At 59.5% G+C, this 13925-nt stretch carries 14 protein-coding genes; 3 read left to right on the top strand and 11 right to left on the bottom strand.

Annotated features, from left to right (window positions below; translation table 11 throughout):
- Positions 1-53: 53 nt before the first annotated feature.
- From ACE3SE_RS00505 to leuC, 7 genes are all read right to left on the bottom strand, one after another.
- Entirely contained in the window at positions 54-1055 is a 1002-nt protein-coding gene (locus ACE3SE_RS00505) for an aspartate-semialdehyde dehydrogenase (protein ID WP_374553225.1), read from the bottom strand.
- A gap of 139 nt (positions 1056-1194) precedes the next feature.
- A complete protein-coding gene (gene asd, locus ACE3SE_RS00500) occupies positions 1195-2301 on the bottom strand; it encodes an aspartate-semialdehyde dehydrogenase (RefSeq protein WP_082086297.1) in 1107 nt (368 codons plus the stop codon).
- A 142-nt stretch (positions 2302-2443) separates the two neighbouring features.
- The gene (gene leuB / locus ACE3SE_RS00495; protein ID WP_045845218.1) at positions 2444-3508 is read right to left on the bottom strand and encodes a 3-isopropylmalate dehydrogenase; all 1065 of its coding nucleotides are present in this window, start codon (positions 3506-3508) and stop codon (positions 2444-2446) included.
- A gap of 44 nt (positions 3509-3552) precedes the next feature.
- The gene (locus ACE3SE_RS00490) at positions 3553-4314 is read right to left on the bottom strand and encodes a class I SAM-dependent methyltransferase (protein ID WP_374553222.1); all 762 of its coding nucleotides are present in this window, start codon (positions 4312-4314) and stop codon (positions 3553-3555) included.
- Between the two features lie 13 nt (positions 4315-4327).
- Positions 4328-4972 (bottom strand): 3-isopropylmalate dehydratase small subunit, encoded by a 645-nt coding sequence (gene leuD / locus ACE3SE_RS00485; protein ID WP_045845220.1) that lies wholly within the window; start codon positions 4970-4972, stop codon positions 4328-4330.
- 26 nt (positions 4973-4998) lie between these two features.
- Positions 4999-5151: an entericidin EcnAB gene (locus ACE3SE_RS00480; protein WP_131359253.1), complete on the bottom strand. Its 153-nt coding sequence runs from the start codon at positions 5149-5151 to the stop codon at positions 4999-5001.
- Positions 5152-5172: 21 nt separating this feature from the next.
- Complete coding sequence (gene leuC / locus ACE3SE_RS00475) at positions 5173-6579, bottom strand: 3-isopropylmalate dehydratase large subunit (RefSeq protein WP_131359251.1); 1407 nt, start codon at positions 6577-6579, stop codon at positions 5173-5175.
- Between the two features lie 240 nt (positions 6580-6819).
- Between leuC and ACE3SE_RS00470 the strand changes: the two genes are divergently transcribed.
- Positions 6820-7599 carry a helix-turn-helix transcriptional regulator gene (locus ACE3SE_RS00470; RefSeq protein ID WP_374553219.1) on the top strand — a complete coding sequence of 260 codons (780 nt, stop codon included), beginning with the start codon at positions 6820-6822 and terminating at the stop codon, positions 7597-7599.
- Here the strand turns inward: ACE3SE_RS00470 and ACE3SE_RS00465 are convergent.
- From ACE3SE_RS00465 to ACE3SE_RS00455, 3 genes are read right to left on the bottom strand one after another with little or no spacing between them, the layout of a single operon-like run.
- On the bottom strand, positions 7586-8767 hold the full coding sequence (locus ACE3SE_RS00465) for an MFS transporter (protein ID WP_131359247.1): 1182 nt from the start codon (positions 8765-8767) through the stop codon (positions 7586-7588). The genes ACE3SE_RS00470 and ACE3SE_RS00465 overlap by 14 nt on opposite strands.
- Before the next feature lie 57 nt (positions 8768-8824).
- Positions 8825-9235 (bottom strand): RNA-binding S4 domain-containing protein, encoded by a 411-nt coding sequence (locus ACE3SE_RS00460; protein WP_045845224.1) that lies wholly within the window; start codon positions 9233-9235, stop codon positions 8825-8827.
- Positions 9232-9885 carry a fumarylacetoacetate hydrolase family protein gene (locus tag ACE3SE_RS00455; RefSeq protein ID WP_374553216.1) on the bottom strand — a complete coding sequence of 218 codons (654 nt, stop codon included), beginning with the start codon at positions 9883-9885 and terminating at the stop codon, positions 9232-9234. Before ACE3SE_RS00455 ends, ACE3SE_RS00460 begins: the two co-directional genes overlap by 4 nt.
- A gap of 447 nt (positions 9886-10332) precedes the next feature.
- Here ACE3SE_RS00455 and ACE3SE_RS00450 point away from each other — a divergent pair, with 447 nt between their 5' ends.
- Both ACE3SE_RS00450 and ACE3SE_RS00445 read left to right on the top strand, forming a co-directional pair.
- The gene (locus tag ACE3SE_RS00450; protein WP_370303009.1) at positions 10333-12033 is read left to right on the top strand and encodes a PHA/PHB synthase family protein; all 1701 of its coding nucleotides are present in this window, start codon (positions 10333-10335) and stop codon (positions 12031-12033) included.
- 82 nt (positions 12034-12115) lie between these two features.
- Complete coding sequence (locus ACE3SE_RS00445; protein ID WP_045845227.1) at positions 12116-13297, top strand: acetyl-CoA C-acetyltransferase; 1182 nt, start codon at positions 12116-12118, stop codon at positions 13295-13297.
- Between the two features lie 217 nt (positions 13298-13514).
- Here ACE3SE_RS00445 and ACE3SE_RS00440 read toward each other — a convergent pair whose 3' ends face one another.
- Complete coding sequence (locus ACE3SE_RS00440; protein ID WP_045845228.1) at positions 13515-13862, bottom strand: YkgJ family cysteine cluster protein; 348 nt, start codon at positions 13860-13862, stop codon at positions 13515-13517.
- Between the last annotated feature and the right edge of the window lie 63 nt (positions 13863-13925).

The following is a 13925-nucleotide window of genomic DNA, read 5'->3' as shown; positions in this document are numbered from 1 at the left end:
CTTTTAGCTAGATAACATAACAAGAAAACCCCGGATAACCCGGGGCTTTACATTTATTCAAACAGTCCTGCTTTATACAAGGACTCGGCCAGCAGAACACAGTTGAGTGCGGCCCCCACCCGGACATTGTCGGCAGCCAGCCAGAAACTGATGGAATTTCCGGTTTGGCGCAAACGGCTAATCCAGACGCCATCATTACCGGTTGCTTCCATCGGGGTAATGTAACCGCCGTGCTGATCTGCCGAAATCAATTGCAAGCCGGCTGCCAGCAAACGATTACGTACCTGGGCCAGATCAATATCACCCGCCACTTCCAGGTTTACCGACCAGGCATGGCCAAAGAATACCGGCACGCGAATACAACTGGCCTCCACTTGCAGTTCGGGTTGCTGCAGCAGACGGCGCAATTCGGCACTCAATGAGCGTTCTTCATCCGAATGACCATCGGCATCGACATCGCCAATCTGCGGCAACACATTAAAAGCAATGCGCTTGGCAAAAACGGTATTTTCGGAATCCCGCTGTGAAAACAGCGCGGTGGTTTGCTCGGCCAGTTCTTCCAGCGCCTTCTGCCCTGCGCCGGATACCGACTGATAGGTGGAAACAGTCAGACGACGCGGCTGCAATGGCAGCAAGGGTTGCAGCGCCATGGCCAGCGGGGTGACGGTGCAATTGGGCGCAGCCACCAGCGCGCCGGCCTCCAGCCCTTCCAGCTGGCTGCCATTGACCGAGGGCACCACCAGCGGCACTTCCGCATCCAGCCGGTAGGCATCGCTGAAATCAATCACGGTCACGCCTGCGGCGCGGGCTTGCGGGACATACTCGCGCGCAACAGCGCTGCCGGCGACAAAAATGGCCAGCGCCACATTCTCGAAACCGAATTCATCAAGCTGGCGGATGTCCAGTTCCAGATTGCCATAAGCAACGGTAGACGCCTCATGTTCCAGGCCATCAACGGCAAACACACGCTCTGCCGGGAACTGGCGTTCGGCCAGCAGTTCGAGAACAGATTGGCCAACCAGGCCAGCGGCACCTACTACAGCAAGCTGCATCATCCGAATAAATCCTTACATTCCTGAAAAGGCTGATATTACCTCAGCCAATAGCAAAGGGCGCATGAAGCGCCCTTTGCAGTGTAGTCGACAACGGCAGATTACCGTCTGAAAAAAAGCGTTGCGACTATTTTAACCCGAATCAGCGTTCGATGAGGATACGCAACATGCGGCGCAGCGGTTCGGCCGCACCCCACAGCAGCTGGTCACCAATCACGAAAGCGGACAGGTACTCACCACCCATGTTCAGTTTGCGTACACGGCCGACGCCCACTTCCAGGCCACCGGTGATGGCGGCCGGGGTCAGTTCCTTGACGCTGATTTCGCGGTCGTTCGGCACCCATTTCACCCAGTCGTTGCCAGACTTGATGATGGCTTCGATCTCTTCCAGCGGCAGGTCTTTCTTCAGCTTCACGGTCAGTGCCAGGCTATGGCAGCGCATGGCACCGATACGTACGCACAGGCCGTCAACCGGAATGGTGGCGTCGGTACCCAGAATCTTGTTGACCTCAGCCTGACCCTTCCATTCTTCCTTGGACTGGCCGTTGTCCAGCTGCTTGTCGATCCAGGGGATCAGACCACCGGCCAGCGGGGCCCCGAAGAATTCGGTCGGCACATCTTCGCGGATGGCAGCAGCCACCTTGCGGTCGATTTCCAGAATGGCGGACGACGGGGTAGCCAGTTCGTCAGCCACGGCAGCGTGTACCACGCCCATGCCCTTGATCAGTTCGCGCATGTGGTTGGCGCCACCACCGGAAGCAGCCTGGTAGGTCATGGAGGAAACCCACTCCACCAGACCTTCACGGAACAGACCGCCCATGCCCATCAGCATGATGGAGTTGGTACAGTTGCCGCCGATGTAATCCTTCACGCCCTTGGCCAGTGCGCTGTCGATCACATTGCGGTTGACCGGGTCCAGCACGATGACGGCATCGTCAGCCATGCGCAGGGTGGAAGCGGCGTCGATCCAGTAGCCAGTCCAGCCGGCGGCACGCAGTTTCGGATAGATGTCGCTGGTGTAATCGCCGCCCTGACAGGTGACAATGGCGTCCATTGCCTTCAGTTCGTCGATGTTCTTGGCGTCTTTCAGCGCCGGTACATCACGGCCGATGTCCGGGCCTTTGCCGCCGACATTGGAAGTGGTGAAGAACACCGGTTCGTTGATGACAGCGAAATCGTTCTCTTCACGCATACGTTGCATCAGCACGGAACCAACCATGCCACGCCAGCCTACAAAGCCTACTTTCACGGGTTTCTCCTGGGATCTGTCTCTAAAGTTGCGATTGGCCCGTTAACGCAAGCGCCAGCGGGCCAAGTATTTTTATTACCCCATTGTGCAGCGCGATAGCGCAGGTGGCAATGGGGTCAACCCTATCAGGGTGAAGTTTTTTTTACAGCGCTGCCACCACTGCGTCACCCATGCCGGAGCAACTGACTTTCTGGCAGCCTTCCTCATAGATGTCACCGGTACGGTAGCCTTGGGCCAATACTTTCTTGACCGCATTTTCCACGCGCTGGGCTGCTTCTTCCTGGGCAAAGGTGTAGCGCAGCATCATGGCGGCAGACAGGATGGTGGCCAGCGGGTTGGCCAGGTTCTTGCCGGCGATGTCCGGGGCGGAACCATGCGAAGGCTCGTACAGACCCTTGTTGTTCTGGTCCAGCGAGGCCGACGGCAGCATGCCGATGGAGCCGGTGAGCATGGAGGCTTCGTCGGACAGGATGTCGCCAAAGATGTTGCCGGTCACCATCACGTCGAACTGCTTGGGGTTGCGCACCAGCTGCATGGCGGCGTTGTCCACATACATGTGGCTCAGCTCTACCTGCGGGTATTCGCGCGCCACGTCGATCATGATTTCTTTCCAGAACTCGGTGGTTTCCAGCACATTGGCCTTGTCCACCGAACACAGTTTCTTGTTGCGCTTCATGGCAATGCCAAAGGCAACGTGAGCGATGCGGCGCACTTCGCTTTCGCTGTAGCGCATGGTGTTGAAGGCTTCGCGTTCGCCCTGCTCGTTCACACCCATGCCACGCGGCTGACCGAAGTAGATGTCACCGGTAAGTTCGCGCACGATCATGATGTCCAGACCCGACACTACTTCCGGCTTCAGGGTGGAGGCATTGGCCAGTTCCGGGTACAGGATGGCCGGACGCAGGTTGGCAAACAGGTTCAGGTCCTTGCGGATGGCCAGCAGACCGCGCTCGGGACGCAGCGGGCGATCCAGGGTGTCGTATTGCGGGCCGCCTACCGCGCCCAGCAATACGGCGTCGGCTGCACGGCACAGCTTCTGGGTGAATTCCGGATACGGCACGCCATAGGCGTCGTAGCCGGCACCGCCCAGCGGGGCTTCTTCCAGCTCGATCGGCAGGCCGTCCTGACGCAGTACATCCAGCACGCGACGTGCCTGGGCAATGATTTCCGGACCAATGCCGTCACCCGGCAATACGGCGATTTTCATGATTTATCCTTTGCTGTCTCTGATTACTGAGTATTTTGAAATCTTCACGCCGCCCACAGCACAATCACGTCGACGGTAAAGCTGCCATCGGCCTCGATGGCGTAGTAGTCGCGCACTTCCTGCCCCACCGACTGCTGCAACAGGCGAATGGCCTCGCGCAGGGTTTGCGGTGTGCGCATGCGCTCCACCCACACGCCAAATTCCAGCCGCAGCTTTTGCCGCGTCACCTGCTGTACTTGCCAGCCGGCACCGCTTAACGCAGCCAGCCATTCGGCCATGGCGTAGTTGTGGACATGGCTGGTATCGCGCAGCACTTCCACTGCTTGCAGATAGGTATCCAGCAGCGGCTGGCCGGGCGACATCACGTCGATGAAGGCAAGCTTGCCACCGGGTTTGAGTACCCGGCGCGCCTCGCGCAGCGCGAGGCCCAGATCACCCCAGTGGTGGGCGGAGTAGCGGCTGAACACGAAGTCGAACTCACCATCGGCAAACGGGAGTTGTTCGGCCGCGCCTTGCCGGGTGGTGAGCGTGCCCAGGCCACGGGATGCCGCCTCGTCTGCCACTACTTGCAGCATGCTGGCGGACAAGTCGTAGGCCACTACGCTGGCAGCATGTTCGGCCACCTGGAAGCTGACATGGCCGGCACCGCAGCCCAGGTCCAGCACCCGTGCAGCACCGTGCTCGCGCACGGCTTGCTGTAGCTGGGCAAACTCCGCGCCCTGGGCGTGTACCTGGCTGTGCAGGTAGGCTGCCGCCTGGGCACCGAATTGTTGCTGGACGTGTTCTGCGTGTGCGCTCTGGCTCATGTCATTCTCCTGTTCAGGCCTGGTGGAACAACCAGGGCTGGGACTGGCGGCGGGCCGCCTCGTAAGACTTGATTTCTTCCGCGTGCTGCAAGGTGAGGCCGATTTCATCCAGACCACCCAGCAGGCAGTGCTTGCGGTGCTCGGTGATGTCAAAGGCAAACGACTGGCCGGACGGGGTTGTGATGGTCTGCGCTTGCAGATCCACCGTCAGGCGGTAGCCTTCGCTGGCTTCGCATTCGCGGAACAGCTGATCCACCACCTCAGCCGGCTGCACGATGGGCAACAGGCCGTTCTTGTAGCAGTTGTTGAAGAAGATGTCGGCAAAGCTGGGGGCGATCACCACACGGAAGCCTTGGTCGTCCAGTGCCCACGGCGCGTGTTCGCGGCTGGAACCACAGCCGAAGTTTTCACGTGCCAGCAGCACTTGCGCACCGGCGTAGCGCGGGAAGTTGAGCACGAAGTCCGGATTGAGCGGACGTACGCTGTTGTCCATACCCGGTTCGCCATGGTCCAGATAGCGCCACTCGTCGAACAGGTTGGGGCCAAAGCCGGAGCGCTTGATCGACTTGAGAAACTGCTTGGGGATGATCGCGTCGGTATCGACATTGGCGCGATCGAGCGGGCACACCAGCCCGTCAAGTTTGTTGAATGCTTTCATGAGATTCTTTCCGAATCAGGCTGCCCTTACTGGGCAGCGTTTTCGATGGCCTGACCGGCCTTCTGGATGCCATGGCCGACAGCCTGGCCGCCTTGTCTGAGGTCTTCACCCGCGCCGTGTAAGGTATTGCAGGCAGACAGCAGGATGGTCACAAACAGGCTGAGTGCAATTTTTTTCATGGATGAATTCCTTTCGCAGAATTAAAGCTGACGGATGTCAACAAAATGGCCGGTCACCCCTGCCGCTGCTGCCATGGCCGGGCTCACCAGATGGGTACGCCCACCCTGCCCCTGACGGCCTTCGAAGTTGCGGTTGGAGGTGGAGGCGCAGCGCTCGCCCGGTTGCAGACGGTCGGCATTCATGGCCAGACACATGGAGCAACCCGGCTCGCGCCATTCGAAACCTGCCGCGATGAAAATCTTGTCCAGCCCTTCGGCCTCGGCCTGCGCCTTCACCAGACCGGAACCCGGCACCACCAGCACTTGCTTCACACTGGCTGCCTTTTTACGGCCACGCGCTACCGCAGCGGCTTCGCGCAGGTCTTCGATGCGGGAATTGGTACAGGAGCCGATAAACACGATGTCGACCGGAATGTCTTTCACCGGGGTATTGGCAGTCAGACCCATATAGGCCAGCGCGCGTTCAATACTGCCCTTCTTCACCGGGTCGGCTTCGGCAGCCGGGTCCGGCACGATGCCGTCGATATCGGTCACCATTTCCGGCGAGGTGCCCCAGGTCACTTGCGGCTTGATGTCGCTGGCGTCCAGCTCCACCACGGCGTCGAAATGCGCGCCTTCATCGGAATGCAGGGTGTTCCAGTAAGCCACGGCAGCATCCCACTGTGCGCCGGTGGGGGCAAACGGGCGGCCCTTGACGTAGTCGATGGTCTTTTCATCCACCGCCACCATGCCGGAACGGGCACCGGCTTCGATGGCCATATTGCACAAGGTCATGCGGCCTTCCATCGACAGGCTGCGAATAGCCTCGCCACCGAATTCGATGGCATAGCCGGTACCGCCGGCAGTGCCGATTTTTCCAATAATCGCCAGCGCCACGTCCTTGCCGGTAATGCCGGCAGGCAGCGGGCCATTCACCTTCACCAGCATATTCTTGGACTTCTTGGCTACCAGGCACTGGGTGGCCATCACGTGCTCCACTTCCGAAGTGCCGATGCCGTGTGCCAGCGCACCAAAGGCACCGTGGGTGGAGGTGTGGCTGTCACCACAGACCACGGTCATGCCCGGCAGAGTGGCGCCTTGTTCCGGCCCCATCACATGCACAATGCCCTGCCCCTTGTCCTTGAACGGGAAGTAAGCCAGCGCGCCAAAGGACTTGATGTTGGCGTCCAGGGTTTCCACCTGCTGACGGGAGATCGGGTCCTTGATGCCTTCGTCCCAGTGGTCGGTCGGGGTGTTGTGGTCGGCGGTAGATACCACCGAATCCACACGCCACAGGCCGCGACCGGCCAGTTTCAGGCCTTCAAAGGCTTGCGGGCTGGTGACTTCGTGCACCAGATGGCGGTCGATATAAAGAAGAACCGTGCCGTCGGCCTCTTCCCGCACTACATGGCTGGACCAGAGCTTGTCGTAAAGAGTTTGTGCTGTCATGGCTTCCTGCTCGTGAAATGGCGGTTGCAACACCGCCGGTTTGCCGGATACAAGGCAGCCATTCTGTCACGCTGATCATTACCGCCACAAGGCTGTCCTGCTTGCCCTGGCCGTTGTGCGCCACAGTGTTTGGCTGCTGTTGGCACACATCATCGCGCAGCTTTTTTCCTAGTACAAGATAAGCATTTATACTAGTACTGGCACTACCACGTTAAAGTGGAAATTCAATCAGGAATCAACATGAGCCAGAGCAAAACCACCAGCCAGCTGGGCGAATTCATCCGCGCCCATCGCGAACGGGTCAGCCCGCAACAGGCTGGCTTGCCAGCAGGCAGCCGACGCCGCGCCAAAGGCTTGCGGCGCGAAGAAGTGGCCGCACTGTGCGGCATCAGCCCCACTTGGCTGACCTGGATTGAACAGGGACGCAGTCAGTCGGTATCCGCCTCCACCCTGTCACGGCTGGCCGATGCGCTGTTGCTGACCCATGCCGAGCGCGATTACCTGTTCAAGCTGGCTGGACTGAAAAACCCGCAGGACAGGCCTGTCGAGCGCAATCCGCAATCGCGTCAGGCCTTGCGTGACGCGGTAAATGTCATCGGCGCACCGGCTTATGTACTGGATGCCAACTGGGATGCGCTGGCCTGGAATACACTGGCTGCGGAATTGTTCAGCGGCTGGCTGGATCAGCCACTGGCACGGCACAATTTGCTGGATTTCATGTTTTTGCGCGCCGAGTCACGCCAGCTGGTAGAGGACTGGCCGGTACGGGCGCGGCGCATGGTGGCAGAGTTTCGCGCCGATGCGGGTGAGCGGCTGGAGGAAAACAACATCCGGCAATGGCTGGACACCCTGCGTCAGGGCAGTGCGGAATTCGATACGCTGTGGCAGCAGCATGACGTACAAGGCCGCGAAGGCGGCGAGCGCGCCTTCAACCATCCGCAGCGCGGACGACTGGTGTATCAGCAGCTGACGCTGAATCTGGCTGCAGCACCGGAACTGAAGCTGATCATGCTGCTGTAGGCTTGGCGCAGGGTTCCGGCCGCAACCAGCGCAAGCACACCAGCACGCCCAGCACTGCCGCCACTACCGACATGCCAAACGTCGGCAACATGCCGCCATGCGGCCACAACAAGCCGCCGACCAGTCCGCCGGAACTACCGCCCACACCAAACGAGGCGATGATGTACAAGCCCTGCGCCCGGCCCTGGTGCTGCTGGGCAAACAGGCGGTGAATCAGCCCCACCGAAGTGGCATGGTGCAGGCCGAAGGTCAGCGCATGCATGCTTTGCGCCAGCACCGCCAGCACTGGCTGCTCCACCGCGCAGGCAATCAGCACAAAGCGTAATACGGCGGTCAACAGTGAGGCCAGCATCAGCCGCTCCAGCGAAAAGCGGCCCATGATGCGCGGCATCAGCAGGAACACCAGGATTTCGCTGATCACCCCCACCGACCACAACAAGCCGATGGCACCCTTGTCATAACCAGCATGGCGCAGGCCGATGGAATAAAAGGTGTAATAAGGCCCGTGGGCATAAGCCATCAGGAAGCAACAGGCAAACAAGGCCAGCACCCGTGGCTGGCGCAAGGTCTGCCAGATCGGCCCGGCCGCTTGATGATGACGAGGATTGCTGACATCCGGCACGAACCAGCCAGCCAACACGATGAATGCCAGCAGCAGCAACAAGGCCCAGGGCAGATTGGCCAGATGGATCAAGTCCAGCACATAACCACCCACCATGGACAGGCAGACAAAGCCGATGGAGCCCCACACCCGTACCCGACTGTAGCGGCCCGGCTGGGCACGCGTGAGGTAGGCCGTGCTGGCTTCCACCAGCGGCAAGGCCCCGGCCCAGAAGAAATGCGATACCGCCAGACTGGTGAAAATCCACCAGAAGCCATTACCCAGCCCCACCAGCGCAAAGGCCAGCGCCGAACACAATGAAGTACTGATGATGATGGCCCGTCGCCGCCCTTGCCGGTCCGCCAGCCAGCCCCAGAAGCCGGGTGCCACGATACGCGCCAGCGTGGACAGTGCCATCAGCACGGAAATCTGCAGGGCAGAGAAAGACAGGGACTCCAGATACAAGCCCCAGAACGGGCCGAACAAGCCCTGAAAGGCGAAATAGGCAAAATAGAACAGCGCAAAAGGACGCAGGGAGGGCGCAGCAACAGCAGATGAGGCAGACATCAATACACAATCAGATAAAGCTGCCACCGGCCGGCATCAGCAACGGTGGCATGGTCATTACAGGGAGCCCTTGAAGCGGGAAATATCGCGCCGGGCCTTTTTGGTGGGGCGGCCTTCGCCATGCGGGAAGCTGGCATGTTCTGCCTTCAGCAGCAACATGCGCTCTTCGCGCTCAGCCTTGCTCGCCTCGTCTTCCTGATACATCAGCACGGCCTCCTTGGCCGGACGACGCTGGGTGGCCAGTTGCAGCACGGTAATGCGGTATTCCAGCTGGTTGATGCGCAGCAACAGTTCATCCCCCTCGCGCACGATGCGCGAAGCCTTCACCCGCTCGCCATTCACCAGCACCCGGCCCAGTTCCAGCGCCTCGTGGGCCAGCTGACGCGTCTTGTAAAAACGCGCCGCCCACAGCCATTTGTCCAGCCGCACCTTGCCGTCGTCTTCGTCCTGCTCGCGCTGGCGGCTCATGCGCTCACCGTCCAGTCGGCACTTACCACACCGTCCAGTTGCAGATGCAGCACATCCCCCGCGTGCAGGGCTGCCACACCTTGCGGCGTACCGGTGTAGATCAGATCGCCTGCAGTCAGGCCGTAAACCTGCGACAGATAACTGATGATGGTGGCCAGCGGATACAGCATCAGGCTGGTATCACCCTGCTGACGGGTTTCACCATTCACTTGCAGGCTGAAGCTGAAGGGCTGGCCAAGATCCACATGGGAACTGCCGACAAAATCGGACACGCAAGCCGCATGGCGAAAGCCCTTGGCCTTGGTCCACGGCGTGCCGCCTTGCTTCGCCTCGCTTTGCACATCACGCGCGGTCAGGTCCAGGCCGATGCCCACGCCCGCAATGTGCGACAAGGCATCCGCAGCGGGAATATCACTGCCATCCTTGCCGATCAGCAGCACCAGCTCGCACTCATGGTGCACATCAGCAGAATAGGCAGGCAAACGCATGGGCTGCCCGCTCAGCGTAAGCGCCGAAGTGGGCTTCAGGAACACCAGCGGCTCTTCCTCCAGCTGATTGCCCAATTCAGCCACATGTGCCGCGTAATTGCGGCCAATGCAGAAAATATTGCTGACTTGCTGCGCTACGCCATCCAGCATGACAACGGCCATGATGCACTCCTTACGATTCAAGCGTCCGATTATCCCAGATGTAACATGCTTGCGGGAGCTGATTGATGATTATACGTATGTCATCACATGGGCATTCCCTGCTACCATGCCGCCCGCCATGACTGACCTGATGGCCTTTACACGCCAAGGCGGGCGGAACTCGCGTTGGTATTGGGTTAAGGACATGGACATGAATTGTGCATTGCCGCAACAGCCCGACTCCCTGCATGGATTTTTTCATGATGGCTTACCGCCTCCCGGTGAAATTGTCATACAGTCCTGTTACAGTCAGCAGGCATCCCGACGGTGGCAACACCAAGAGGCCACCCGGGCAGCACGTATCCACCCACCTCTCACGGCATGTTAAGGAGATGTACCTTGACTCAGGAAACGACCGCTTCTCTGGAGAGTTTCTTCTCCAGCCTCTCCGAGGCCAACCAGCAGTGGATGCAGCAGTTTGTCAATTCGATGACCGCAGGCATGCCGCTGGACGCAGCAGCCAATCCCATTTCCGGCGCCTGGAACCAGATGGTGAGCAACACCAACCAGATGCTGGCCATGCAAACCAATCTTTACCAGCAGCAAATGAACATGTGGCTGCAATTCCTTGGCCAGAAACCGGCCGAGGCCGCCGCAGCGCCTGCCGCCAGCAGCGATCGCCGTTTTGCCGCACCGGAATGGAACGAGCACCCGTTCTACAGCTTCCTGAAACAAAGCTATCTGCAAACATCGAAGTGGATGACAGAGCTGGTTGACCAGTCGCAACTGGAAGACGAGTCCAAGGAGAAACTGGCATTTGCCACCCGCCAGTATCTGGATGCCATGGCACCGACCAACTTCATGCTGACCAACCCCGAAGTCATCAAGCGGGCGCTGGAAACCAAGGGCGAAAGCCTGGTGGAAGGCATGAAGAACATGGCCGAGGACATCCAGAAAGGCCATATCTCGATGTCGGACGAAAGCAAGTTCGAGATCGGCAAGAACATCGCCACTACACCGGGCGAGGTGGTTTTCCGTAACGAGCTGATCGAACTGATCCAGTACACCCCGACCACCACCGAGGTATACGAAAAGCCGCTGCTCATCGTTCCGCCCTGCATCAACAAGTACTACCTGATGGACTTGCAGCCGGACAACTCCATGGTGCGCCACTTCGTCGCCCAGGGTTACAAGGTATTCCTGATCAGCTGGCGTTCGGCTGTCCCGGAAATGAAGCATTTCACCTGGGAAAGCTATATCGAAAAAGGCGTGATTGCCGCAGCCGAAACCGTCAAGAAAATCACCAAGCAACCGAGCATGAACGCCCTGGGCTTCTGCGTTGGTGGCGTCATCCTCAACACCTCCTTGTGTGTGATGCAGGCCAAGGGCATCAAGCTGATTGACAGCGCCACCTTCATGACCTCGCTGGTTGATCATGCCGATCCGGGCGAAATCAAGGTTTTCATCGACGAAAACCTGGTCAAGAGCCGCGAAGCAAAGATCGCCAGCGGCGGCATTGTCAGCGGCAAGGAAATCGGTCGTACCTTTGCCAGCCTGCGCGCCAACGATCTGGTATGGAACTACGTGGTCAACAACTACCTGCTGGGCAAAACCCCGGCACCGTTCGACCTCCTGTACTGGAACAACGACGCCGTCGATCTTCCGTTGCCGATGCACACTTTCTTCCTGCGCCAGTTCTACCTGAACAATGCGCTGGTGAAGAAAAATGCCATCACCCTGTGTGATGTTCCCATCGACATCAGCAAGCTGGACATACCGCTGTATGTTTTTGCCGCCCGTGAAGACCACATCGTGCCGTGGAAATCGGCCTTCTCCGGCATCAAGTACATGACCGGCGCACCGTCGCGCCGCTTCGTGCTGGGCGCTTCCGGCCACATTGCCGGCTCCATCAACCCGGTCACCAAGGACAAGCGCAACTACTGGGTGAATGAAAACCTGGTGGACGACCCGGAAGTCTGGCTGGAAGGCGCAGAAAGCCGTCCGGGCAGCTGGTGGAAGGACTGGGACAGCTGGCTGGCCCCGCAATCCGGCAAAAAGATTGCCGCGCCCAAAGTGGCTGGCAGCAAGGAGTTCCCGGCGCTGGTAGCCGCACCTGGCACTTATGTCCTGGCCAAAGCCATGCCCAGCACGGTAGCCAGCCTGCAATAATCATCCGATGCCCGGCACACGCATGCCGGGCACATGCTCCTGACAGGGGCCCCCACCGCAGAACCATAACGGAGAGTTAGCTATGCAAGAAATCGTGATTGTTGCCGCCCTGCGTACCGCTGTAGGCAGCTTTGGTGGTGCACTGTCCAAAGTTCCGGCCCCCGAACTGGGCGCCACCGTCATCAAGGGCCTGCTGGCCCAGACCGGCGTAAAGCCGGAAGACGTGAGTGAAGTGATTCTGGGTCAGGTACTGACCGCAGGTGTCGGCCAGAACCCGGCCCGCCAGGCCTTGCTCAAGGCAGGCCTGCCGATCACCACCCCGGCCACTACCCTGAACGTGGTATGCGGCTCCGGCCTGCGTGCAGTTCATCTGGCAGCCCAGGCCATTGCCAATGGCGATGCTGAAATCGTGATTGCTGGCGGTCAGGAAAACATGTCTCTGTCCCCGCATATCCTGCCGGGTTCGCGTGATGGTTTCCGCATGGGCAATGCCCAGCTGGTGGACACAATGGTGGCCGACGGCCTGACCGATGTGTACAACCAGTACCACATGGGCATTACTGCGGAAAACGTGGCAGAAAAATACGGCATCAGCCGTGAAGAACAGGATGCGCTGGCTCTGGCATCGCAAAACCGTGCCGAAGCTGCCCAGAAAGCAGGCAAGTTCAAGGACGAAATCGTTCCGGTGCTGGTGCCGCAACGCAAGGGCGACCCGGTTGCCGTTGATGCCGACGAATACATCAAGGCCGGCACCACGGCCGAAACCCTGGCCAAGCTGCGTCCGGCCTTCAAGAAAGACGGCACCGTGACCGCCGGCAATGCCTCGGGCATTAACGATGGCGCTGCTGCCGTGATGCTGATGACCGCTGCCAAGGCAGATCAACTGGGCCTGAAACCGCTGGCTGTGATTCGTGGTTACTCCCTCACCGGCTGCGCTCCGGAAATCATGGGTATCGGCCCGGTTGCAGCCACACGCAAGGCCGTGGAAAAAGCTGGCTGGACCGTGGAAGAGCTGGATCTGGTGGAAGCCAACGAAGCTTTTGCCGCCCAAGCCCTGGGTGTGGCACGCGAGCTGGGCTGGTCTGCCGACAAGGTCAACGTCAACGGTGGTGCCATTGCCCTGGGTCACCCGATTGGCGCATCCGGCTGCCGTGTACTGGTTACCCTGCTGCACGAAATGCAGCGTCGCGATGCCAAGAAAGGCCTGGCTACGCTGTGTATCGGTGGTGGCATGGGCGTGGCGCTGGCAGTGGAACGTCGCTAAGCAAGCACCCTGTGCTGACAACAAAACCGGGCCATGGCCCGGTTTTTTATTGGCACAAAAAAGCCCCGGCATACTGGCCGGGGCAGCTTCGGTCAACCGCCCTGCTGGCTGGCCGAGGTGGAGACAAGACACCAAACAGCGGCTGGATCAGACCGCATGTTCGGTATGGTTTCAGGATAGCTGGTGAAAAATTCTTTCCCAGTCTGAATAGTGGCACTTAGTCCAGTTGCAATGGCGGCAATCCGTTTTGAGCCCGAGCGCGATTACAGGCTTCTTCATACACACCAATGCTGGCACGCGCGCCGAACTCACGACACGGCGAAGGGCGGTCGCTGTAAATGCCACAGCTGACCGACTCACCAACCTTGCCAACCAGAGCAATGCAGCGCGGACGCGCATAGTCGGTTCCACGCATGCGCATGATGGTGGAAGTCTCTTCATCGGCCAGGCGTGCCGGCACACGCCCTCCCGGTTCGGTGTCCAGTTCGGAATAGTGAAAACTCACGCGAAAGGCTGCACAGCACGCACCACAGCGCTGGCAGATGTTTTGCTCGGCTTGGGTCATATGAAGAAACCAGGGATTCAAGTCGGCACAGTATGCCTGTAAGCTGGCTGAATTTCAGCCGTC

Source organism: Aquitalea pelogenes (genome assembly GCF_041914625.1).
GTDB classification, from domain to species: domain Bacteria; phylum Pseudomonadota; class Gammaproteobacteria; order Burkholderiales; family Chromobacteriaceae; genus Aquitalea; species Aquitalea pelogenes.
This window is presented reverse-complemented; position numbering and strand designations above follow the sequence as displayed.